19 protein-coding genes are annotated in these 22,886 nt (G+C 67.2%); 13 read left to right on the forward strand and 6 right to left on the reverse strand.

Going from position 1 to position 22,886, the window contains the following annotated elements:
* Nucleotides 1–246: 246 nt before the first annotated feature.
* Nucleotides 247–4,584, forward strand: coding sequence for a rhamnogalacturonan lyase family protein (locus E1261_RS46885; RefSeq protein ID WP_165952521.1), 4,338 nt, complete (start codon nucleotides 247–249; stop codon nucleotides 4,582–4,584).
* On the opposite strand, the gene E1261_RS15875 is transcribed toward E1261_RS46885, so the two are convergent.
* Complete coding sequence (locus E1261_RS15875) at nucleotides 4,575–5,396, reverse strand: helix-turn-helix transcriptional regulator (RefSeq protein ID WP_132407331.1); 822 nt, start codon at nucleotides 5,394–5,396, stop codon at nucleotides 4,575–4,577. The genes E1261_RS46885 and E1261_RS15875 overlap by 10 nt on opposite strands.
* A 56-nt stretch (nucleotides 5,397–5,452) precedes the next feature.
* Between E1261_RS15875 and E1261_RS15880 the strand changes: the two genes are divergently transcribed.
* The 4 genes from E1261_RS15880 (at nucleotide 5,453) to E1261_RS45300 (ending at nucleotide 8,619) form a co-directional block, all read left to right on the forward strand.
* Complete coding sequence (locus E1261_RS15880) at nucleotides 5,453–5,953, forward strand: VOC family protein (protein ID WP_132407333.1); 501 nt, start codon at nucleotides 5,453–5,455, stop codon at nucleotides 5,951–5,953.
* A 73-nt stretch (nucleotides 5,954–6,026) separates the two neighbouring features.
* Nucleotides 6,027–6,761 (forward strand): class I SAM-dependent methyltransferase, encoded by a 735-nt coding sequence (locus tag E1261_RS15885; protein WP_132407335.1) that lies wholly within the window; start codon nucleotides 6,027–6,029, stop codon nucleotides 6,759–6,761.
* Between the two features lie 342 nt (nucleotides 6,762–7,103).
* Nucleotides 7,104–8,384: an adenylosuccinate synthase gene (locus tag E1261_RS15890; RefSeq protein WP_132407336.1), complete on the forward strand. Its 1,281-nt coding sequence runs from the start codon at nucleotides 7,104–7,106 to the stop codon at nucleotides 8,382–8,384.
* 61 nt (nucleotides 8,385–8,445) lie between these two features.
* On the forward strand, nucleotides 8,446–8,619 hold the full coding sequence (locus E1261_RS45300) for a hypothetical protein (protein ID WP_165952522.1): 174 nt from the start codon (nucleotides 8,446–8,448) through the stop codon (nucleotides 8,617–8,619).
* A gap of 264 nt (nucleotides 8,620–8,883) precedes the next feature.
* On the opposite strand, the gene E1261_RS15895 is transcribed toward E1261_RS45300, so the two are convergent.
* On the reverse strand, nucleotides 8,884–10,977 hold the full coding sequence (locus E1261_RS15895; RefSeq protein ID WP_132407338.1) for a serine/threonine-protein kinase: 2,094 nt from the start codon (nucleotides 10,975–10,977) through the stop codon (nucleotides 8,884–8,886).
* Between the two features lie 115 nt (nucleotides 10,978–11,092).
* On the opposite strand from E1261_RS15895, the gene E1261_RS15900 reads away from it, so the two are divergent.
* Nucleotides 11,093–11,419, forward strand: coding sequence for a DUF1330 domain-containing protein (locus tag E1261_RS15900; protein WP_132407340.1), 327 nt, complete (start codon nucleotides 11,093–11,095; stop codon nucleotides 11,417–11,419).
* A 5-nt stretch (nucleotides 11,420–11,424) separates the two neighbouring features.
* The gene (locus E1261_RS15905; RefSeq protein WP_272948585.1) at nucleotides 11,425–11,742 is read left to right on the forward strand and encodes a DJ-1/PfpI family protein; all 318 of its coding nucleotides are present in this window, start codon (nucleotides 11,425–11,427) and stop codon (nucleotides 11,740–11,742) included.
* Here the strand turns inward: E1261_RS15905 and E1261_RS15910 are convergent, their stop codons facing one another.
* Entirely contained in the window at nucleotides 11,743–13,788 is a 2,046-nt protein-coding gene (locus tag E1261_RS15910; RefSeq protein WP_132407344.1) for a sialate O-acetylesterase, read from the reverse strand. It abuts the gene before it with no gap.
* 122 nt (nucleotides 13,789–13,910) lie between these two features.
* Entirely contained in the window at nucleotides 13,911–14,615 is a 705-nt protein-coding gene (locus E1261_RS15915) for an SDR family oxidoreductase (protein WP_132407346.1), read from the reverse strand.
* A gap of 92 nt (nucleotides 14,616–14,707) precedes the next feature.
* Here E1261_RS15915 and E1261_RS15920 point away from each other — a divergent pair, with 92 nt between their 5' ends.
* Together E1261_RS15920 and E1261_RS15925 are read left to right on the forward strand one after the other, a co-directional pair.
* The gene (locus tag E1261_RS15920) at nucleotides 14,708–15,295 is read left to right on the forward strand and encodes a TetR/AcrR family transcriptional regulator (protein ID WP_132407353.1); all 588 of its coding nucleotides are present in this window, start codon (nucleotides 14,708–14,710) and stop codon (nucleotides 15,293–15,295) included.
* Nucleotides 15,296–15,321: 26 nt separating this feature from the next.
* Nucleotides 15,322–15,720 carry a PPOX class F420-dependent oxidoreductase gene (locus E1261_RS15925; RefSeq protein ID WP_132407355.1) on the forward strand — a complete coding sequence of 133 codons (399 nt, stop codon included), beginning with the start codon at nucleotides 15,322–15,324 and terminating at the stop codon, nucleotides 15,718–15,720.
* Nucleotides 15,721–15,753: 33 nt separating this feature from the next.
* Here E1261_RS15925 and E1261_RS15930 read toward each other — a convergent pair whose 3' ends face one another.
* Nucleotides 15,754–16,872: a glycoside hydrolase family 88 protein gene (locus E1261_RS15930; protein ID WP_132407357.1), complete on the reverse strand. Its 1,119-nt coding sequence runs from the start codon at nucleotides 16,870–16,872 to the stop codon at nucleotides 15,754–15,756.
* Between the two features lie 182 nt (nucleotides 16,873–17,054).
* On the opposite strand from E1261_RS15930, the gene E1261_RS15935 reads away from it, so the two are divergent.
* A complete protein-coding gene (locus E1261_RS15935; protein WP_132407359.1) occupies nucleotides 17,055–18,254 on the forward strand; it encodes an alginate lyase family protein in 1,200 nt (399 codons plus the stop codon).
* A 70-nt stretch (nucleotides 18,255–18,324) separates the two neighbouring features.
* On the opposite strand, the gene E1261_RS15940 is transcribed toward E1261_RS15935, so the two are convergent.
* Complete coding sequence (locus tag E1261_RS15940; RefSeq protein ID WP_132407361.1) at nucleotides 18,325–19,158, reverse strand: siderophore-interacting protein; 834 nt, start codon at nucleotides 19,156–19,158, stop codon at nucleotides 18,325–18,327.
* Between the two features lie 98 nt (nucleotides 19,159–19,256).
* Between E1261_RS15940 and E1261_RS15945 the strand changes: the two genes are divergently transcribed.
* The 3 genes from E1261_RS15945 to E1261_RS15955 are packed head-to-tail and all read left to right on the forward strand — an operon-like array spanning nucleotide 19,257 to nucleotide 22,346.
* The gene (locus E1261_RS15945; protein ID WP_132407363.1) at nucleotides 19,257–20,321 is read left to right on the forward strand and encodes a FecCD family ABC transporter permease; all 1,065 of its coding nucleotides are present in this window, start codon (nucleotides 19,257–19,259) and stop codon (nucleotides 20,319–20,321) included.
* The gene (locus tag E1261_RS15950; RefSeq protein ID WP_132407365.1) at nucleotides 20,318–21,361 is read left to right on the forward strand and encodes a FecCD family ABC transporter permease; all 1,044 of its coding nucleotides are present in this window, start codon (nucleotides 20,318–20,320) and stop codon (nucleotides 21,359–21,361) included. Before E1261_RS15945 ends, E1261_RS15950 begins: the two co-directional genes overlap by 4 nt.
* Nucleotides 21,362–21,389: 28 nt before the next feature.
* Nucleotides 21,390–22,346, forward strand: coding sequence for an ABC transporter ATP-binding protein (locus E1261_RS15955; RefSeq protein WP_238176250.1), 957 nt, complete (start codon nucleotides 21,390–21,392; stop codon nucleotides 22,344–22,346).
* Nucleotides 22,347–22,886 lie beyond the last annotated feature (540 nt).

Genomic DNA, 22,886 nt, shown 5'->3' on the forward strand with positions numbered 1-22,886 from the left:
CCGGAAAGAAGCGTTAACTTCTCACGCCGCGCACGCTACGGACGGCGTGGAGCGGGTGTCAAGAGCTCCGCGACCTGTGTTGAAAGGATTCAGTCCTGTCCGATAGTGGCCATCAGTGACCGACCGGGACGGTCGATGAACCGTTGTTCGCCGGTCAGCGGGCGTGATACTCATCCAGTCTCAATGGGAGAACGCTTTCCGTTGACTCTCCGTTGACTCTCCGTCGCCGTCCCCAGGAGCTCGATGATGACTGTCCGCAGGGCGCTCGCCGTACTGCTTCCGCTGGTCCTGACAGCTCCGCTGGTCCAGCCGACCTCCGCCGTGGCCGCATCCACGGCAGAGGTCGCCTATCGCTTCGACTTCGGCCCCTCAGGCAGTGCGGTCGCGGATGGATACACGGCCGTCGGCCCAGTCGCCTACGAGGCCGGCCGCGGTTACGGCTTCGCCGATCCGGCCAAGGTGACAGCGGTCGACCGAGGCACTGGTGACGCCCTGCGGACCGACTTCGTCGCGGTCTCCGGTACGTCGTTCGTCGTCGACCTGCCGAATGGCGACTACACGGTCGCGCTGGTGGCCGGTGATGCCACCGAGGCGAGCGAGATCGCGATCACCGGCGAGAAAATGGCCAAGGTCCAGCTCACCCCGAAGCCGGCCGCCGAATACCTGGCGATGACCTTCCCGATCTCCCTGATCGACGGTCAGCTGAACCTCGACTTCAGCGGCACCGCCGCCAAAATCAACTCGCTGGTGATCACCCGCTCGCCGGCCCGGACAGCCGGGGCGAAGCCGACCGCCTTCCTGGCCGGCGACTCGACCGTGCAGACCTACGACCCCGGGTTCGCGCCGCAGGCCGGCTGGGGCCAGATGCTCGGCCGGTTCCTCAGCAACGACGTACTCGTTGTGAACAAGGCGATTGGCGGCCGGAGCTCGAAGAACTTCATCAGCCAAGGCCGACTGGACGAAATCCTGCGGACGATCCGGCCGGCCGACTACCTGTTCATCCAGTTCGGCCACAACGACGCCACCCAAGGCGTCGACGACCGCTACGCCTCGCCCGCGGACTACAAGGAGTACCTGCGGACCTACGTGCACGGCACCCGCCAGCGCGGGGGAGTGCCGGTCCTGGTCACCCCGGTCTCCCGGCGAAGCTTCGACGCGGCGACCGGCAAGTTCAATGTGAGCTTCCCCGAGTACGTCGCCAAGATGATCGAACTGGCCGCCGAGGAAGACGTCGACCTGGTCGACCTGTCCGCCTCCAGCCGCGCCTACCTCGACCAGATCGGACCGGATGCGGCGAAGGCCGTCTTCCTGCACGTCGACCCAGGTGTCTATCCCGGCCGCCCGAACGGAACCGTCGATGACACGCACTTCCAGGAGTACGGCGCGATCCAGTTGGCCCGTCTGGTCGCCACGGACATCGCCAAGCTGGATGTCCCGCTGGCGGATGAAGTGATCGAGGTAGCGCCGCCCGCGAACGTTCCGGCCGCCCCTACCGGTCTGATGGCGAGCAGCGTTTCCAACGCCGGCGCCGTACTGCGTTGGACTGCGCCCGCTGGTGCCGACATCTACCGCATCTACCGCAAGACCGCCTCGGCCCCGGACACGGCGTACGCGCTCGTTGGCACTACGACGACCACTAGTGCGGTGGTGCAGGGACTGGCCGAGGGGGAGAGCTACTCGTATCGACTGGGGGCAGTCAACGGGCGTGGCGAGTCGGAGCCTTCGGTGGCAACCACGTTCACGACCAAGCGAGCGAAGTACAAGTTCGACTTCCAGCCGGTGGGAGCACCGGTGGCCGCCGGGTACACCGAGGTCAACCGGACCACGACGTACACGACCGAGCGGGGCTTCGGATTCACTCAGGCACCGGAGGCACTGGCCGATAGGGACCGTGGCAGTACGGCGGGAGTGCCCAACGATCTGCAGCGGGACTTCGTGCTGTCGGGGAGCCCGTTCGAGTTCAAGCTGGACGTTCCGAACGGGACGTACATGGTCAAGACGTACAGCGGCGACTGGATCGGCAGCAGCCGGACCGACTTCGCCATCGAAGGCCGGCCGGTCGGCAGCGGGAACGCCGGCCGGGAGAGCGTGACCGAGAAGCTGAACGGTCCGGTCTCGGTCGCGGACGGGCAGCTGAACATCGTGATCAGCGGAACCGGCGCACGCCTGAACGGGATCGACGTCACGCCGCTGCTGGTGGCCCCGGCGAACCTGAAGGTCGATTCGGTCGCCCCGCAAGCGCCCAGCGCGACGCTCAGTTGGGACGCGGAAGCAGATGCTGTCGGCTACCGGCTCTACCGGCAAGGGCCGGGCGACGAGAAGCCGGTCAAGGTGGCGGATCAGGCCGCTCCGGGCTTCGTCGACTCCACCGTGACCGCGGGGCTGGAGTACGCCTATCACGTGACCGCGATCGACAACATCGGCGTGGAGTCGGTGCCCTCGGCAACAGTCCGAGCCTCGGTCGTCGACCCGGCGGTGGTTGTCCCGGCCGCGCCGACGAAGCTCAAGCTGACGGCGATCCACAAGCATGACCTCACCTTCGGGTGGAAGAAGAGCAAGGCGGCGGGGAGCTACCTGATCGCGCGGGCGGAAACCCCGGACGGGCCGTACCAGGTGGTCGGCCGGACGGCTGCGACGTCGTACAAGGACCGTGCGGTTCTCACCACGATCAAGTACTACTACCAGGTCTCGGCCGTGAATGCCGGCGGTGTCTCGGCTGCTTCGGCGACGCTGGAAACCCCTGCTGTCACAGTGCTCAAACGGCAGGCGGAGTACCTGGATCGCGCGCCGTCCGCGGTGCCGACTGCTGACGGCAAGGTGCTGGTGGGCTGGCGACTACTCGGGACGGACCCTGCGTCCATAGCGTTCCACGTGTACCGCGACGGAGTCCGGATCACGCCGCAGCCGCTAGTGGACGCCACGAGCCTGCTGGACCCAGCTGGTACGGCGAAGTCGCGCTACCGGGTGACCGCAGTGTTCAACAAGAGGGAGACGCCGGTCACCGCCGAGTTCGGCACGTGGGCTCAGAGCTACTTCTCGCTCCGCCTCGACAAGCCGGCGGACGACTACACGAAGGACGGCCAGCCGTATACGTACAGCGCAGGCGATGCCAGCGTCGGTGATGTCGACGGCGACGGCAGTTACGAGATCATCCAGCTGTGGGCGCCGTCCAACAGCAAGGACAACTCGCAGGCCGGCTACACGGGTCTTGTCTATCTCGACGCCTACAAGCTGGACGGCACCCGGCTCTGGCGGATCAACCTGGGACCGAACATCCGGGCCGGTGCTCACTACACGCAGTTCCAGGTGTTCGACCTCGACGGTGACGGCCGAGCCGAGGTCACCCTGAAAACCGCCGACGGTACGACGGACAGCCGCGGAACCGTCATCGGCGATCCGAACGCGGACTACCGCAACAGCAGTGGCTACGTCCTGACCGGTCCCGAGTTCCTGAGCGTCTTCGAAGGGTCTACCGGCAAGGTCCTGGACACCGTGGACTACACGCCGCCGCGGGGTGATGTCGCCGCCTGGGGTGACGGCTACGGCAACCGGGTCGACCGGTTCCTGGCCGGGGTCGCGTATCTGGACGGTGAACGCCCGAGCGTCGTGTTCAGCCGGGGCTACTACACCCGCACCGTCCTGGCGGCGTACGACTTCGTCGGCGGGGAGCTGCAGCAGCGGTGGGTGTTCGACACCAACGACAAGGGCAGCGAGGGCGGCTACGGAATGGGTAACCACAACCTCTCGGTGGCCGATGTCGATGCCGACGGCAAGGATGAGATCGTCTTTGGCTCGATGACCGTCGACGACAACGGGAAACTGTTGTACAGCACGGGTCTCGGGCACGGCGACGCTCTGCACGTCAGTGACCTGATCCCGGACCGGCCGGGACTGGAGGTCTTCGCGGCGCACGAATCCATGGGACAGAGCGGCAACCGCGGTGCCACGATGCGGGACGCCCGGTCCGGCGCAATCATCTGGGACATCCCGGCCACCAAGGACACCGGCCGGGCCGCGGCCGGCGATATCGATCCGCGGCATCCGGGCGCCGAGGGCTGGGCGGTCGGCGGTGACGCGGCCTGGAACTCCCGGGTCGGTCAGCTGAAGTCCGCCACCGGCGAACTGGTGTCGACCACCATCCCGGCCGCCAACTACCTGGCCTGGTGGGACGGCGATCCGCTGCGCGAGATCGTGGACCACGACTGGGACACCACCACGTCGACCGGGACGCCGACGATCGCCAAGTGGAACTGGGAGACGAGCACCACCAGCGTCCTGCTCACCGACCCCGGGGCCCGCTCGAACAACAGCACGAAGGGTACGCCGGCGATCCAGGCCGACCTGTTCGGCGACTGGCGCGAGGAAATCGCCTGGCGCAGTGCGGACAGCTCGGAACTGCGGATCTACAGCACCCCACATCCGACGGATCGGCGGCTGCACACGTTGATGCACGACCCGGTCTACCGACTGGGCCTCGCGTGGCAGAACACGGCGTACAACCAGCCGCCACACGCGAGCTTCTTCATCGGCCAGGACATGGCACAGCCGAAGCCACCGAGCATCGTGGTGTGCCCTCAGCGGTAGGCGGTGACAGCACGTTCGGCCTGGGCCCGGAGCGCGTACTCGGCCGGGGTCAGGCCGATCTGCTGTTTGAACTCCTTGGAGAAATGCGCCTGGTCGAAATAGCCGAGCGCGGCCGACAGCGCGGCGAGCTCGGTGACCTCGCCGCGCGCCAGCAACTCGGCTCCGTCGTGCAGGCGGTAGCGACGTAACACCCACTTCGGCCCGACGCCGACGTACCGGCGGAAGAGGCGTTGCAGGGTCCGGATCGGTACGTCGAACCGCTCGGTGACCTCGTCCACCCGGGCCAGCGAGCGGTCCGTGGCCATCGTGGTGACGATCTCGCGAACCAACTCGTACGACGGGTCCGGCGGCGCGAGGTGATCCCGTAAGAACGCTTCGAACACCGCGCGACGCCGTACGTCGGACTCTTCGGTGAACACGAGATCTGCCAGCCGATCGCCATCCGGAAAGACCGCGGTGAGCGGCAGCACCTGGTCACTGAACGAACCGACGTCGAGGCCGGTGATCGCACCGAACCCGCCGGCCCAGAACTTCGCCCCAAACACCCGGCCGCGGCCGGTCAGCCGACGCTCGAACTTGCGCGTGTAGACGCCGTTCACGAAGGCGCCGCCGGGTTGCTCGAAGGTGACATTCACGCTGGGGAACGGGAGCACTTCGGCCGTGTAGGGCTCGGTCAGATCCCACTCGACGATCCAGTACCACTCCACGAAGCGTGCGGCGTCGGGGCCGGGCGCGAGCCGGCTCAGCGTGCGATGCCGGGCCTGCTCCTGGGGGTGCAGGATGCCCTTCTCGCTATCTGACGGAGTGCTCACGGTGGCTGTCGCTTTCTTACAAGACCGGTCCGGTGACCGACGGCTTCACTAAGAGCATGACGACGGACACCGACAAAAACAGCGTAGTCAAACCCATCCCCGACGGTTACCACTCGCTCACGCCGTACCTCGCCGTACCGGACGGGCCGAAGGCGATCGCGTTCTACCAGGAGGTGTTCGGGGCCGAGGTGATCAGCCGGCAGGACATGCCGGACGGTCGGGTCGGCCAGGCCGAACTCCTGATCGGGAACTCGATGCTGCAGCTCAGCGACCAGATGCCGCAGATCGGGCTGCAGGCGCCGAACGGTGAGTGGGTGCACTCGTCGCTGGTGCACTACGTGCCGGACGTGGACGCGACGTACGCGAAGGCAGTTGCGGCCGGCGCGAGGTCGGTGGAAGCGGTGCAGACCTTCATGACCGGCGACCGCTACGGGACGATCATCGATCCGTTCGGGCACCGGTGGGCGATCCTGACGAAGGTCGAGGACGTGTCCCGCGAAGAGGCCGACCGGCGGGTGCAGGAATGGCTCGACTCGAACCCGGAAGCCCTTGCCTGACACGGCTTTGCAGAGTGCATCTTCGGGCAGAGTGCCTCAGTGTCCGCGGAATGCGGCGTAGTGTCGAAGAACGATGACTACCGACTGGAATTTGCTCGAGGTTGCCGAGAGCTACGAGGACTACGAGCCCGTGCGCGAGCGGGCGTTCGGCTGGCCGGCCTTGTTCTCGCAGGCCGGTCTGGCCGAGCCCGGGTGTCGCACGGTGCTCGACTACGGGGCCGGGACCGGCCGCGTGGCCGAGGAGATCCTTCGCAGTCATGACGTTTCGGTGATCGCCGCCGACCGGTCGCCGAGCATGCTGAAGGTCGCGCAGCGTAAGCGGCAGGATCCCAGGATCTCCTATCAGGTGATCGGTGCGGATCAGCGGCTCGAGTTGGCTGATGGTGCGGTCGATGCCGCGATCTCGTGCTTCGTCTTCGTCTGTATTCCGGAGACCGAAATCATTCAGCGCATTGTTTCCGAGGTCTATCGGGTCCTGCGTCCGGGGGCGACCTACGCGATGCTCGACGTGAATCCGGATTCGGTCGGAGTGCCTTTCGAGATCGGCCGCTACGGCCAGGCAGGCCGGGAGTACGCGGCGGGCGAGGCTATCGAGATGCGGCTGGCCCGGCCGGACGGGGAGTCGGTCGACCTCATCGACTATCACTGGCCGAAGGACGTGCACCTCGAGCGGTTGCGCACGGCTGGGTTCCGCGAGGTCGGGCTGGTCGAGCCGACGTTGCCGGAGGGGTACGACGGGCCGGGTGCGGACCGGATGCCGGTGGAGCGGACAGCGCCGCCGTACGTGATCTATGCGGCCCGGAAGTAGACGCACTCTTTAGCCATAAGCCTGTTCTTCCTCAGACATAAGGAAGCGGCCCGCCGGAACCGTCCCCTGCGGCAGTTTCGGCGGGCCGCTGACTAAGAGTGTGCACGTGATCACGGAGATTGGCAACCCGTTACGTGATGAAACACTTACTTGAAGTGGTCGTTCGAGAGATTGCAACGATGAACTCAGCGAGTGGACCGGGTTCCGGTAGGCTTCGGTCGTAAGAGCCTGGGTGCGTTACCGGATGAACCGTCGGTGAACGCCTCCGGGCTTCACCGTTTCCAGCGTCCGGCTGCCGCACGTCGTGAGGGCCGCGGCCGGCGCGTGAAGAGGAGGGCTGAGATGCCCGCAATCGTGCTCGTCGGCGCCCAGTGGGGCGATGAGGGCAAGGGTAAGGCGACCGATCTGCTCGGCAACACCGGGACCTCGATCGACTACGTGGTGAAGTTCAACGGCGGGAACAACGCCGGCCACACGGTCGTGATCGGCAGCGAGAAGTACGCGCTGCACCTGCTGCCGAGCGGGATCCTGACCCCTGGCGTGACGCCGGTGATCGGTAACGGGGTCGTCGTCGACCTCGCCGTACTGTTCGAGGAGCTGGACGCGCTGCAGGCACGCGGCGTGGACACGTCCCGGCTGGTGATCAGTGCGAGCGCGCACCTGATCCCGCCGTACAACCGCACGCTGGACAAGGTGGCCGAGCGCTTCCTCGGCAGCCGCAAGATCGGCACCACCGGCCGCGGGATCGGGCCGACGTACGCCGACAAGATGAACCGGATCGGCATCCGCGTCCAGGACCTGTACGACGAGAAGATCCTGGAGCAGAAGGTCGCCGGGGCGCTGGAGCAGAAGAACCAGTTGCTGGTGAAGGTCTACAACCGCCGCGCCGTCGAGATCCGCGAGGTCCTGGACGAGCTGCTCGAGTACGCCGACCGTCTGCGCCCGATGGTCGCCGACACCAGCCTGCTGCTGAACAAGGCGCTCGATGACGGCAAGACCGTGCTGATGGAAGCCGGCCAGGCCACCCTGCTGGACGTGGACCACGGCACCTACCCGTTCGTCACCTCGTCGAACGCGATCTCCGCCGGCGCCTGTACGGGGACCGGTATCCCGCCGACCCGCATCGACCGCGTGATGGCAGTCGTCAAGGCCTACACGACCCGCGTGGGTGAAGGCCCGTTCCCGACCGAGCTGCTGGACGCCGACGGTGAGTGGCTGCGGCAGCAGGGCGCCGAGTTCGGTACGACGACCGGCCGCCCTCGCCGCTGCGGTTGGTACGACACGGTCATCGCCCGCTACGCCGCCCGCGTGAACGGCGTCTCCGACTTCGTCCTCACGAAGCTGGACACGTTGACCGGCCGCGACAAGATCCCGGTCTGCGTCGCCTACGACGTCAACGGCGTCCGCCACGACGAGATGCCGATGACCCAGACCGACTTCCACCACGCCACCCCCGTCTACGAAGAGTTCGACGGCTGGTCCGACGACATCACCGGCTGCCGCACCTTCGAAGACCTCCCCAAGGAAGCCCAGTCCTACGTCCGCGCCGTCGAATCCCTCAGCGGCGCCCGCATCTCCGCCATCGGCGTAGGCCCCGAACGCACCCAGATCGTCCAACTCTGACCCCCACCGTCGGCTGCCACCCCAGGCAGCCGACGGTCACACCGTGGATTAGTTTGGTGCGATGGCGGGTGCCCAGAGTGAACGTCTGCACCGTGGGCTGGAGGCCGTGTCGGCCGGGGAAGCCGAGCACGGCGAACTCGCTGCCGACGATCTCGAATGGGCAGACAAGGCACTCGAGGACGCTCAGCGACAGGCAGAAGCCAGTCGCCCGGCACCGCAGGATCCCCAGCACTGATCAACCCGCCGCGCCCCGCACGATCCACGCTCAGCACGGCGCACCCGACCGCTCGCCATGCACGTTGATCAGTGCCACAGATCCGCCCGGTCCACCGACCGGCTCACCGGGTGCAGGTTTTCGCATGCGCCATCTGATGGGGCAACCCAGCGGGTTGTGGGTTCTCCACCCGCATGCGGGTCAATAACCCACAAGCTCCTGGGGGAACCCACGAGATTGTGGGCGCTCGGTACGGCGGCGGTGGGAGGTGCCGGGTGTTCCGGGCTAGTTGAGGCCTATGAGGGGGATGTCTCGGATGAAGGGGGCTTGGCGGAGGTCGGTGAGGGTGGGGCGTTCGAAGGTGGCGCCTTCGGCGGGGTTGCGGGCCCAGTCGGAGCCGGCGCCTTGGCTGGCTTCGTAGAAGGTGTAGCCGCCGATGGCGAGGAAGATGACGGCTGCCGCGGTGGCCAGCCAGCGGGGGCGGAAGACGTTGCGGGCAGTGATGTGGGCGCCGCGGCGCAGGGAGTTGCCGCCGGGGCCCCACCAGGCGGTGAAGAGTGCGGTCAGGCCGGCTGCGCCGAAACCTACGGCTGACAAGGGCTGCCAGCTCACGCTCTTGGCTGTGGCGGTGACACCGGTGACGACGCCGCCGACGACCGCGCCCATCACCAGCGGCAGGATCAGACAGACCAGAGTGATGAGTCCTGCGGTCACCAGTTGGATCGGGGACGAGGCGACAGCCACAACACCATCGGAACGACCTGCGCGGCCGCGGACCTGCCGGCGGCGCATCAACGCCGTACTGCCGCGGTCGACGGTTCTGGCGATTACGAACAGCACTGTGGCGGCTAGCGCGCCCAGCAACGGGTAGAGGGCGATCAGACCGGTCAGCCCGACCATCAGTCCCACGACTACCGCCGTACGTCGGCCTGTCGCTGGTGCGCGGTGTGGCTCCGCTGCCTGCCCCGGACGCTGGTACGGCGATACGTCCGTCGACGGCGCCTGGTACGGCGAAACCTCCCGCGACGGAGGCTGGTACGGCGCAACCGGCTGAGGCGAACCCTGGTAAGGCATCGCCCCAGGTGCAGCCGCAACTGGTGCCGGACTGTATGTCGCCGGGTACGCGCCAGGGCCCCAACCACCAGCACCAGCGACTGTTCCAAAGCCAGCGCCGCCCGTCGAGCCGTAGCCAGCCCCGGCGGCTGTGCCCGTTGCTCCGGCTAGGCCGGTGCCGGCTGCGCCTGCAGCTGCCGTACCGGCGCCTGCCGCGCCTGCCGCTCCGGCTGCCGCGCCTGCCGCTCCGGCTGCTGCGGCGGCGGCTCGGGTGGCTTTGCGGGTGGCGGCGGCGTCTCGGACTTTGTTGGCCAGGGGGGAGAAGGCAGACAGGGGTGGGATGACGTGGGGGACGAGGTTGGCTACGTCGGTGGGGGACGGGTCTGTCGCCACGGGTTCTGCGGTGTCGCCCTGCATCACCACGGTCATTTGGCGCGTGGGTGGGTGCATCTGGGCGGTTTCGGCGGCGGGAGTCTCGCGTGGCGGGAGGGCGTCGCGGCCTTCGGCGTAGCGGGTTAGGCCGGTCATGATCTCGGCCTGGGTGGGGCGGTCCTGCTTTTTGGGGGCGAGGGCTGCGGACAGCAGAGTCTTGAGACGGGGGTCGAGACCCTCGAGGTCTGCCTGTCCGGTGTGCACGCGGTGCAGGACCGCTTCGAACGGGCCCTTGCCGAACGGGCGGCGGCCGGTCGCGGCGAACGTGACTGTGGCGGCCCAGCCCCACCAGTCGGCGGACTCGGACACCATCTCGCCCTCGATGAGCTCGGGTGCCAGGTAGCCCGGCGTACCGATCACGAGGCCGGTCTGGGTGAGCCGCAGGTCGTCGGCGGCCTGGGCGATGCCGAAGTCGATCATCACCGGCTTGCCGTTGAGCATCATCACGTTGCCGGGTTTGAGGTCGCGGTGGATCACTCCGGCGAGGTGGATCGCCTGCAGCGACTCGGCAAGACACCCGGCCAGTGGGAGCCACTTGCGCGGTGTCAGCGGACCACGGTCGTCCACCTGCTCGTCCAGCGGACGCCCGGGTACGAACCGCGTCACCAGGTACGGACGGTCGGCCTCCAGGTCGTGGTCGAGGATGCCGGCCACACCGGGGTGACTCACCTTCTGCAGTGTGGTGGCTTCACGCTGCAACCGCGCCCGCGCGGTCTCGTCGTGCGCAACGTGCGGCCGCAGCACCTTGAGCGCGACCTCTTGCTGGTCCGGTCCCTCGGCCAGGTAGACAACGCCCATGCCACCTTGGCCGAGGCGGCGGATCAGCCGGTACGGGCCGACGTGCTCCTCCACCTCCCCGGCGGGTATGGAAGGCGTTCCCCCTGTGACTGACATGCCATCTACCGTACGTCGGCACCAGACCAACCAACCATGATGACCTCCGAGGTAATCGCCGCAACGACCTCCGTATCCGAGGCTGGTGCTCTCACCAACCGCCGAGGAGGCCCCTGTGACCCACTACGCGATCGCCAACCTGCAGAACGTCAACCTCGGCCCGGACATCGCCGAGTACCTGGCCCGCATCGACGCCACGCTCGCGCCGTACGACGGCCATTTCATCATCCACGGCAACCAGCCGGAGTACGTCGAAGGCGAGTGGGCCGGGGCCTTGATCGTGATCGAGTTCCCCGACGAGGCGAGTGCACGGGGCTGGTACGAATCACCGGCGTACCAGGAGATTCTCCCGCTACGCACCAACAACTCCGACGGCGTGACGATGCTGCTCGAGGGCGTCGACCGCTCTCACCGCGCCACCGACGTACTGGCCAGATCCTGAGGTCCCTGGTCGGGCTCGACGGTCCGACGGAGGTGACTGGGATGAGTGGGCTGCAGTTCCGGGCACCGGACGGACTCGGGACTCCGGATGCGTTGGTCGTCCCGGGCGGTGGCTGGGGAAGCCGTGCCGAGAAGGGCTCGTGGGCGGAGGCGCGACGCGGTGTGTTGACCGAGCGCATTGCCGAGTTGGCACCTCAGCTGCGCTGGATCGGCTCGGTCTGCACCGGCACGATGCTGCTCGCCGAAGCCGGCCTGCTGAAGGGTCGTCCAGCCACGACATCGCGGCCTGGATGGAGTACGACCAAGGCCGCGATGTGCTCGTGACTAGCTCACAGGGATCCTGAAGGCGAGCAGTCCGGTGCCGGTCGCGTTTGTGATGAACGGTCCGGAGCCGTTGTGGCACTGGTAGATCAGAGCGGTGACTCCGGTTGCCGGGCCGGACAGCGTGAGCACGAGGCTTCCGCCGGCCCGGTACGCGACCGACGACACGGTCACCGTCGAACCGACCACGCGGAAGTCAGCAGCCGAGCCTGTGGCCACAGTGAGCGGGTCGGCGGTTCGGAGCTTCACTACGAGCTGTGAGCCGGTGGCGGTGACGCTGGCTGGGTTCGGCGCGGACACACCGGCCGACGGGCCGCCGTACAGGTCGCGGGCGATCACGGCGAAGTTCTGGTCGCCCAGGTCGCGGTAGCCGCCGAGGTAGGCATAGTGGCAGCCGTCGTGGCCGGGCAGTCCGTTGGTGGAGAGCAGTACGACGCCGTCGGTGTCGCCGAGGGCGCGCTGCGCTTCCCGCAGGTCGATGTTGGTGGTGTTGTTGCAGGGCGACGTGCGGACCTGGTTGACGTAGTACCGGGTCGCACTGCCGAAGTCGGCGCGCCAGTCCGCCAGCAGAGCGCGGAAGCCGGTCACGTGCACCGCGGCGTTGTCGTTGTCGCTCTCGCCCTGGTACCAGAGCACCCCGCGCACCTGACTGATCACACCGGCAGCCTTGAGCCGCGTGCGCAGCCGGCCGTAGTTGGTGGTGAGGTCGTCCGGGTCAGCGTCGTTCCGCTGGAAGAAGCTGATCGGCCGACCTCCGTGTGCGCCCTGGACGATCGCCACCGGCACTTTGTACGTGTCTACGATCCGACGACCCATCCGGATCGCCCACTGCCCGACCGAACCGGACTGCACCGTCACGTCACCGGTCGCGTAGTGCCAGACGCGGTCTGCCCCGGAGATCTGACCGTCCGAGGTCGAAGTGCCATAGCTACGCAGGTACGGCGACTCCTCCGCATTCGCAGCGCCACTGAACTTGGCCGCCTCCGCGTTGGACTGCCCCTGGATGACATACACGTCGCCCGAGACCACACCGGTACGGCGGGCGACCACGCGCTCGATTCCGCCACCAAGTGCGCGGAGCTCGAACGTGTACTCCTGCAGGGCCGCGTTGATTCGCGGAGTGAACCGGAAGTCGCGCGCACGCGAGCTGTACGTGTCAGTGCGCCCGTTGCTGGACACCCGCAACTGCACCTCGGTGATCTTCGGATCGGTGATCCGCCCAGCCACCGGCACGTTCGCACCGTTCGCCGCGTCGCGTGGGACCAGCTGCCGATCCTGCGGCGCCTCGGACAGACTCACCAGGGATGTCCGCACGAACGCAGTCAGCTTCCGCTGGGTGTACCGCGGGGCGTTGCCGGCGAACGTCCAGTCCGGCTGACCGGATGGGTTCGTACCGATCCCAAGAGACAGCGGTACGTCGGCAGGCTGAGTGAACGAGTTGATTCCGAACACCGTCTTCGCAGCCACGTTGGACGGCCGAGTCGGACCGACCTGCGAGACCTGGAACGACCCGTACGCGCCGTTGGTCGGGCTGTCGTCCACGTCGTACGTGATCGGAGAGGTGTTCGCTACCTGAGTACTGGTGTTCTCGGCGTAGGTGTTCGGCCACATCTCCAGGTAGCCGGTCTGTCCGAGGCCAGTGGTCACGTTCGGCACGTTGGACGCGACCTCCAGGTCGTCCACACGCTGCCGGGTGACCTGTCCGGCCTTGGTGGGTAGTCCGATGTTGCGGGCGTCCTGGGAGAACGGCTCCATCGCAGTCCACACGCGCTGCGGACCGTCCGGCCCGTTCAGCTCGAGGCAGTAGCCGACGCGGTCGAAGTTCGATCCAACCTCGGTACGGCGGTCAAGTGTGTACGGCAGCTCCTTGTCCAGCCACCCGGCGCGCTCGGGCAGTGTCAGCTGCAGCACCGGTGTGAAACCGACTGCTGCGGCGGTGCAGCCGACTCCGGGATCCCGGAGCGCCGGAAGAACGGCATCGGCCTGCACAGTGAGAGTCGAAGCGAGCAGGGTGGCGACGAGCGAACCGATAATCAGACGTCGAGGCATGCGCGGACCTCCGGGGCGGCGGATTCTGAGAACCTTGGTAGCTACTCGCCGCCCCGGAGGCTGCGGCTGGACGACTGTCGTGCGGCCAGCGGTCCGAACCCTGCGCTCAGTGGCCTACGTTGTCAGCTCCGAACCAGCTCCGGGTAGACCGTCTCGAGGTCGCCTGCGACAGCCTGCTTGGCCCATCGAGCGGTGTCGTCGGCCAGTACTTCGTACGCTCCGGACTCGATCCCGTCGAGCGCCTGCTTGGCGACATCGTCGGCCTGCACCTTCGGCCCCGGGACCCCAGCAGTCATGTCGGTTTCGACGTACCCCATGTGCAGCCCGGTGACACCGATGCCACGGTTCAGCAACTCGAGGCGCAGTGAGTTCGACTGGTGCCAGAGTGCCGCCTTGGTGGCGGAGTAGACGCCGTGCCGGGCCACCCAGGACAGGGCTGAGTGGGCGTTCAGGATGTGGCCGCCGCCGTTGCGCTCGATGATCGGGACGAAGGCCTTCGTGACCTCTAGCGGTCCGAAGAAGTTCGCCTCGAAGACCGCGCGGAGGTCGTCGGTCGGCGCGTCCAGGTAGCTCTCCGGCGCACCGGCTCCGGCGTTGTTGATCAGCACGGTGACATCGGGCGCCGCGGCGGCGAGCGCCGCGATCGAGGCGGTGTCGGTGACCTCCAGCGGCAGCGGCACGACGCGGGGGTCGGTGCTCGGCTTCGGCGTCCGGGCCGTCACGTAGACCTTGGCGACCCCGCGGGTGAGCAGATCGTCGGCAAGGGCCTTGCCGATACCACGCTGACCACCGGTAACCAGGACGACAGCGCCGTTGAGTGAGGTCATCGAAAGCTCCTGAACTGAGAGGAAACTGATCTGTTTCCTTAACAGTAAACCGATCGGTTTCTTTCTTCAAATCGAGCCGGTACCCTCGTCGTATGAGCAGCTCGGCGACACCCCGCGAACGTCTCCTCGAGGCCGCGGGCGATCTCTTCTACCGCGACGGCGTTCACATCGGTGTGGATGCGCTCTGCAAGGCTGCCGGCGTCTCGAAGAAGTCGATGTACCAGCTGTTCCGCTCCAAGGACGAGCTGATCGCGGAGAGCCTCGCGAGCCGCGGCCCGAGCTTCCAGGCGACCCTGCAGCCAGGGCCGGACGACCGCTCACCGCGGGAGCGGATCCTGGAGGTGTTCGAGCGCCAGGACAATCTTGTTGCTGACGGCAACTACCTTGGCTGCCCGTACGTCGCGACGTCCGTCGAGCTGAAGGATCCGGAGCACCCGGGCTCGGTGGTCGCCCGGCACTTCAAGCAGCAGCTGACCGATTTCTTCCACCGTGAGCTGGTCAAGGCCGGCGCGGAGGATCCGGGCATGCTGGCCATCCAGCTGACGATCGCCTTCGACGGCGCGAGTGTTCGGGCGGTCGTCCGGGCCCAGTCGCTGGGTGGCATCGGCGTGCTGACCGCAGGCGCACTGCTGGACGCGGCCGGTGTCCGGGCCGGCGAGCTGGCCGGCCACCTCAACTGAGCTCGGCGGCGGGTAGGGTCCCGAGGATGGAGATTCCCGCCGAATTCAAGGATCTGCTGTCGTCGACGGCGGTCGCGATCGTCGGCACGATCGGCAAGAACGGCGAGCCGCAGATCACCCCGCAGTGGTTCCTCTGGGACGGCGAGCAGGTCCGGATCAGTCTGGTGGAGGGCCGGCAGAAGCTGCGCAACCTCCGCCGGAACCCGGTGATCTCGGTGATGATCGTCGACCCGGCGCGGCCGACGTACTATCTCGAGTTGCGTGGCCGGGTGGACGAGCTCGTCCCCGATCCGGAGCTCGCGCTCGAGCAGGCGATCGCCCGCAAGTACGTCGGCGAGTGGTCCGATGTGGAACCACCCGGTACGCCGCGGTTCGCGGCCGGTGTCACGGTCGAGCGCATCACGAGCCAGCTCGGCCACCCCTGACGACACCCCAGTGATCGTCAGGGGCGCCCGTGATCAGTTCGTCAGCAGAGCGAGCTCCGAACCGGCCAGCAGGAAGGCGCCGACGCCGAAGTCGGCAGTCGACTGGTAGTTGACCGGCTGGCTGGATTCCGGCCGGTCACCGACCTTCTGCACGTAGCCGAGGAAGCCGTCCGGGTGTACGGCGGTCTGCACCATCCCGTTCCACGCCCGGGCCGCCATCGGCAAATAGGTGATGGAAGGCAACAATCCGGTCCGGACGGCGTACGCCGCCGAGTACGCGAAGAACGCCGTACCGCTGGTCTCCGGGCCGGGGAGGTGCTGCGGGTCGGCCAGGTTGACGTTCCAGAAGCCGTCCGAGCGCTGGATCGACCGCAACGAACCCACCAGCTGCGTCAGGCCGGTCTTGTACTCCGCGACGTTCGCCTCGTCGGCCGGAAGTGCCTTCAGCGTCTTGACGTGACCGGCCGCGACCCAGCCGTCACCTCGTGACCAGATGACCGGTTTCCCATTGGGAGAAAGGATTCCGGTCGGCAGGAACCGTTCGTCGCGGTACCACAGCCCGCTCGACGGGATCCACAGCTTCCGGGTTCGCTTGGTGTGGTTGTAGAGCTGGTAGACCTTCGTCCAGTACGCCGGATCTCCGCGCAGCCGGCCGATCCGCGCGAACGGTGGCATCGCCATGTGCAGCGCGTCGCACCACCACCAGTCGTCGATCTTGGTGCTGTTCACCATCCGGCTCAGGGTGTCGATCGCCGCGGTCAGCTTGCCGGCGCTCGGCTCCAGGTCGTAGAGATCGAGGTAGGTCTGGATGCAGTTGTGGTTGTCGGCATGCCGGGTCGTGACGCCACCCGGGATGCCGTAGTTGTGCCGCTCGGCCCAGGCGCGCGCGTAGTTCAGGTAGCGCACCTCACCGGTCAGCTTGTGCGCGGCGATCAGGCCGCTGAAGAAAGTCGCGCGGGCCCACCCGTTGTCGCCGGAGTTGCTGTGGGTGGCGATCCACTGGTCGGCGACGCGGCGCACGACCGCGATGATGTCCGCCCGCCGCGGCAGGCTGCTCGATGGCGGTGCGGCGTGGGCAGTACTGGTTACGGAGGGTAGTGCCGGGGCGGCCACGATCGCTGTTCCGACGGTCAGGAACTGACGTCTTTTCATGGGACAAATCCTCACTTTGTTCCACTGAACTGGGAAGAAACCGGTATTGGTTCCAGCGTGAAGTAATGCCTGCTGAGATGTTGACGTGCTTACCGTCCGTCGTCAAACTTCCGAAAAGACTCTGCGGATTCTGGGGGGAGCTGCAGAGTCTTCACCGCCCCTAAGAAGCAAGGAATCCGCCCATGAGAATCAAAGTCCTACTGCTGGGTGTGGTGAGCGCCGGTCTGGTGGCCGGCGCTCTGAGCAGCCCAGCGGCCGCCGTCCAACCTGCAGCCCCGGCGCCCGCAGAAGCGCCGGCTGTCTTCGCACATCCTGGGGTCGGTGTCAGCCGGGCCCAGCTGGACTTCGTGAAGGCGAAGGTCCAGGCCGGTGCGCAGCCGTGGACGAACGCCTACAACCAGGCCAGGAACAGTGCGTACGGCTCGTTGTCCCGGACGCCGACGCCACGTGCCGTTGTCGAATGCGGCCCGTACTCCCAGCCGAACTACGGCTGCACCAACGAGCGCCAGGACGCGATCGCGGCGTACACGGATGCCCTGATCTGGTACATCAGCGGCGACGTGCGGTACGCACAGAAGTCCATCGAGCTGATGGATGCCTGGTCGGCGACGATCCGCGATCACACCAACAGCAACGCGCCGCTGCAAACCGGCTGGGCGGCGTCGTCGTGGCCGAAGGCTGCCGAAATCATCAAGCATGCTTACGGAAACTGGCCGAACTCAGGTCGCTTCGGGACGATGCTGCGCAACGTCTACGTGCCCGAGATCATCAACGGCTCGAACTCCAACGGCAACTGGGAACTCACCATGATCGAGGCCCTCCAGGGCATCGGGGTGTTCCTCGAGGACCGGGCGATCTACGACAAGGCGATCTCGCTGTTCAGCTACCGGGCGCCGGCGTTCGTGTATCTCGAATCCGACGGTGCGCTGCCGAAGACCGTGCCGAGCCAGAACCTCAACACCCGCGAGAAGATCGTCAGCTACTGGCACGGCCAGGGCACGTTCGTGAACGGTCTGACTCAGGAGACCTGTCGCGACTTCGTCCACACCGGCTACGGCATCTCCGCGATCTCGCACGTGCTGGAGACGGCTCGGATCCAGGGCATCGACATGTACCCCCAGTACGGCGAGCGACTGCGGCATGCACTCGGATTCCAGTCCCGCTGGGAACGGAATCTCGAGCCGGTGCCGTCCTGGCTCTGCGGCGGCTCGGTGACCCGCGGCCTCGGTCCGATCACCGAGGTCGGCTACAACGCGCTGCACACCCGGCTCGGTATCGCGATGGCGAACACGCAGGCGCTCACCGAGTCGCGCCGTCCGTCCGGTACGAACGCTCTGTTCGTGGCGTGGGAGACGTTGACCCACGCGGAAAATCCTGCCTGAGGTAGCAGACTCAGGCTTCTGAAAAGGCGGTCCGGGAGCGTCGGGGATCTGCCCCTCCGGCGCTCTCGGATCAGCCGATCGCCTCGCCGCGTTTCCAGTAACCCTGGAAGGAGATCGCGGGCTTCGGCAGGCCGACCACGTTGACCAGATGACGCCGTACCGCCTTGATCATCGCGGACTCGCCGGCCACCCACGCGAAGTCGACGGTGTCCGGAAGCTCGGCCGATTCAAGGGCCTCGAGCAACGGAAGCTCGGCATCCGACTCAGGGGTCGCGGTGATCCAGGTGACATCGGCGGTTCCGGGTGTCGGCAGCGGCCGGATGTCACGGTCATCCGGAATCTGGGCGAAGACAGTCGCCTGTACGTCGGGCGCCAGCTGCTCGAGAATCCCAGTCAGTGCAGGTAGTGCGGTCTCGTCGGCGATCAGGACCCGGTGCTTGCTGGTGCTCGGCGGAACGTAGTCGACGCCGGAGTTCAACATTCCCTTGGTGCTGGTGGTGTCGACCGCGAACGGGAGGAACATTGCGATCTCCGCACCCGGTACGACGTCGGTCGCCCAGGCCGAGGCCGGTCCGTTGACACCGTGGAGCACGAACTCGATGTCGAGCTCGGACTGCCCCGCACGCAGTTCGCGGATCGTGTAGGTGCGCATGATGACGCGCTCGTCCTCCGGCTGCGCGCACCAGTCGGCGTACCAGTCCTCGCCGGACAGGAGTTTGAGTTTGCCGCCGTTCGGTGGCGGCAGCAGGACCTTGATCCGCTGGTCGGGACCGGCGACGACCGCATCGGCGATCCGCGGTGCGGTGAACGTCACGCGCCGCAGATGTGGGCTCAGATCCTCGACGGATCGCACGGTCACGAACAGCGAATCGAAGACGATGGGCTGGGTGGCGACTGCGGTCATCGGGTTCTCCAAGTCAGCCTCGGGTGCACAGGCGGGAAAGCTCGGGTTATTCTGAGGCCCCTAGAGGTTAGCCTTACCTAAGAGGATTCCAAAAGCCGATGTCACCGCCCAGCACAGTTGCCGACTCCGCGCCCGTCGCCGTTTCGGCACGCCCGCGCCGGACCCGGCGCGCCACGTTGGTCCTCGGGCTGGTCGGCGCCCTCGCCCTGCTCGCACTCGTGATTCTGCTCAGTATCGCGGTCGGTTCGAAGCAGATTCCGTTGTCCACGGTGATCGAGGCCCTGCGGCATTACGACGAGTCGAATACCGATCACGTCATCATTCACTCACTGCGTGTGCCCAGAACGCTGATCGGCCTTCTGGTCGGTGCGGCGCTGGGATTGTCCGGTGCGTTGATGCAGGGCGTCACCCGTAACCCGCTCGCCGACCCCGGAATTCTCGGGGTGAACGGCGGCGCCGCATTGTTTGTTGTCGGCGGCATCTATTGGCTCGGGCTGTCGAGCCTGACGGCGTACGTCTGGCTCGCCTTCGCCGGCGCGGCCGCGGCCTCGGTGGCGGTCTACTTCCTCGGATCGCTCGGCCGGGAAGGCGCGACACCGGTCAAGCTCGCGCTCGCCGGTGCGGCCCTGACGGCGATGCTCGGGTCGCTGACGACCGCCTTGCTGATCACTGACGTCGACACCTTCGACCAGTTCCGGTTCTGGTCGGTCGGTTCGCTGGCCGGTCGGGGCTCGGACATCGCCAGCCAGGTCGCGCCGTTCATCCTGATCGGGATCGCGCTGTCGCTGGTCTGCGGCCGGGTGCTGAACGCGATGTCCCTCGGTGACGAGGTCGCGAAGTCACTCGGTCAGCGCGTCGGGCTGGCCCGGTTGTTCGTCGCGGTCGTGGTCGTGCTGCTCTGTGGCGCAGCCACTGCGGCCGCGGGGCCGATCGGATTCGTCGGGCTGACCATCCCGCACGTCGCGCGCCTGATCACCGGGCCCGACTACCGGTGGATCCTGCCGTACTCGATGGTGCTGTCCCCGATCCTTCTGCTCGGCTCCGACGTGATCGGCCGGGTCGTCGCGCTGCCCGGCGAGCTGCAGGTCGGCATCGTGACCGCGGTCATCGGCGCACCGTTCTTCATCATGCTGGTTCGCCGGCGGAAGCTGGCAGACCTGTGACCACAGCCGAAGAAGCAGTCCACATCATCAGCCGGGCCCGCGCGGTCCGGCAGGCCCGCACGATCGCAGTGGTCGCAGTACTGGCTGTCCTGGTTTTCATCACGTTCTGTGTCTCCTTGTCACTGGGTGACTTCAAGATCCCGGTGATCGACGTGGTGAAGACCTTGTTCGGTGGCGGCGACCGGGCCACCGAGTTCATCGTGAACCGGCTGCGCCTGCCGCGCGCCCTCACCGGCCTGATGGTCGGCGCCGCGCTCGGCATGTCCGGGGCGATCTTCCAGAGCATCGCCCGGAACCCGCTGGCCAGCCCCGACATCATCGGTGTCACGTACGGCGCGAGTGCGTTCGCCGTGTTCGCGATCGTCATCCTCGGGATGACCGGGCTGGCGGTGTCCGGGTTCGCCATCGTCGGCGCGATCCTGACCGCGTTCATCATGTACGTGCTGGCCTGGCGGCACGGGGTGTCGAGCTACCGGCTGATCCTGATCGGGATCGGGATCGGCGCGATCGCCACCAGCATCACGTCGTACCTGCTGACCAAGGCCCGGGTCGAGATCGCCCAGCAGGCGCTGATCTGGCTGACCGGTTCGCTGAACGGGCGCGACTGGTCGAACGTGCAGGCGATGACGGTCACGCTGGTGCTCGCCGTACCGCTGTCGGTCTGGCTCGTGCACCGGCTGCGGATCCTGCAGCTCGGCGACGAAACGGCGTACGGGCTGGGGCTGCGGGTGGAGAGCTCGCGGCTCGGGCTGATCGTGATCGGCGTGTTCCTGGCCGCGGTGGCGACTGCGGCCGCGGGGCCGATCGGGTTCGTCGCGTTCGTCGGTCCGCCGATCGCGCGCCGGCTCACCCGGTCCCCGGGACCGGCGATGATCTCCTCCGCGCTGATCGGCGCGCTGGTGGTGGCGCTGTCCGACCTGATTGCACAGCACGCGTTCGGCGACACGCAGTTGCCGGTCGGCGTGGTGACCGGCGTGGTGGGTGCGCCGTACCTGATGTTCCTGCTGGCTCGGACGAACCGGGTGGGAAGTGGTGGCTGAGATGGAGAAGAGCGCTGTGGAGAAGCCCGTGACAAAACACAGTCTGGCGGCTGAAGGACTCGCGGTCGGGTACGACCAGCGGCAGATCATCGACGACCTGTCGGTCGAGATCCCCACCGGCAAGATCACCGTCATCGTCGGCGCCAACGCCTGCGGCAAGTCCACGCTGCTGAAGACCCTGGCCCGGCTGCTCAAGCCGTCCAAGGGCACGGTGCTGCTGGACGGCAAGAGCATCCAGTCGATCCCAACCCGCGAGGTCGCCACCAAACTCGGCCTGCTGCCGCAGTCACCGACCGCCCCGGAAGGCATCACGGTCGCCGACCTGGTCGGCCGCGGCCGCTACCCGCGCACCCGCTGGATCCGCCAGTGGACCAAGACCGACGACGAGGCGGTCGCCCAGGCCATGACGTCGACCGATGTTCTTGAGATCGCCGACCGCCCGATCGACGAACTCTCCGGCGGCCAGCGCCAGCGCGTCTGGATCGCGATGGCGCTCGCCCAGGAAACCGACATCCTGCTCCTTGACGAACCCACCACGTTCCTCGACCTGACCCACCAGTTCGAGGTCCTGGACCTGCTCGTCGACCTGAACAAGCGCGACGCCCGCACCATCGTCCTGGTCCTGCACGACCTCAACCAGGCCTGCCGCTTCGGCGACCACCTGATCGCCATGAAGAACGGCGCGATCGTTGCCAAGGGCAACCCTGACGACGTGATCACCGAAGAGGTCGTCCACGACGTCTTCGGCCTGCACGTCAAAATCATCCCCGACCCCGTCGCCGGCACCCCCATGGTCGTCCCCCTGGGCCGCCACACCACCCGCACCGACCGCGCCACCGACATCCCGGCCACCAGCGCCGCCGACGTACCGGCAGACCCTTCCGCGAGCCCCGCTTCAGCGGACCCCGCAGCCGGCAACCCCGCCGCCGCAGCCCTAGCCGCCTCAGCCGCCGCCAACGGCGTCTGCCGCCCCACCGACCGCTAGCCGCCCCACGCCGGCGAAACCCCGGTGGGCTTGGACACCTCGTGGTGGGCTTGAACAGGTAATGCCTTGTTCACGCCCACCAGTTCTTGTTCAAGCCCCCGGTTGGTGGCTGGTTGATGCCGACGATCGGGGTGTTCTGTTGCGCGGCACTGGGTTTGTACGGCGGGGGTCGCCTAGGGCTGAGCGGGATGATGCGGTCGGTGATCGCGGTACCCTCCGCCTGAGGTGACGGGCTGTGGTTGCGACAGGCGAGCTGGAGTCGTCGGAGCGGGGTTGTTGGGGCTGGGGAGTCCTACCCGTCGTTTTCGGGTGGCTATGCTCCCCAGCTCCCGGACCGGATTCCGGGGTGGGCCCCGAGCCGGTGGGTGCACCCATCAAATGCTCCGCTTTGCGGAGTGCTGCTGGCGGTATTTGGCAGGGCGACTCCGATGATCGCCAGTTGTCCGCGGCGACTGCGGCGCCCGCCGTACATGCCGGGCTGCGGTTGGATGGGGTCCCGGCGTGCGGGCTCGGGTGGATCCGAGTGACGTTCCGGTGTGC

The sequence above is a fragment of the Kribbella albertanoniae genome (genome assembly GCF_004348455.1).
In the GTDB taxonomy this organism is placed as follows: Bacteria; Actinomycetota; Actinomycetes; order Propionibacteriales; family Kribbellaceae; genus Kribbella; species Kribbella albertanoniae.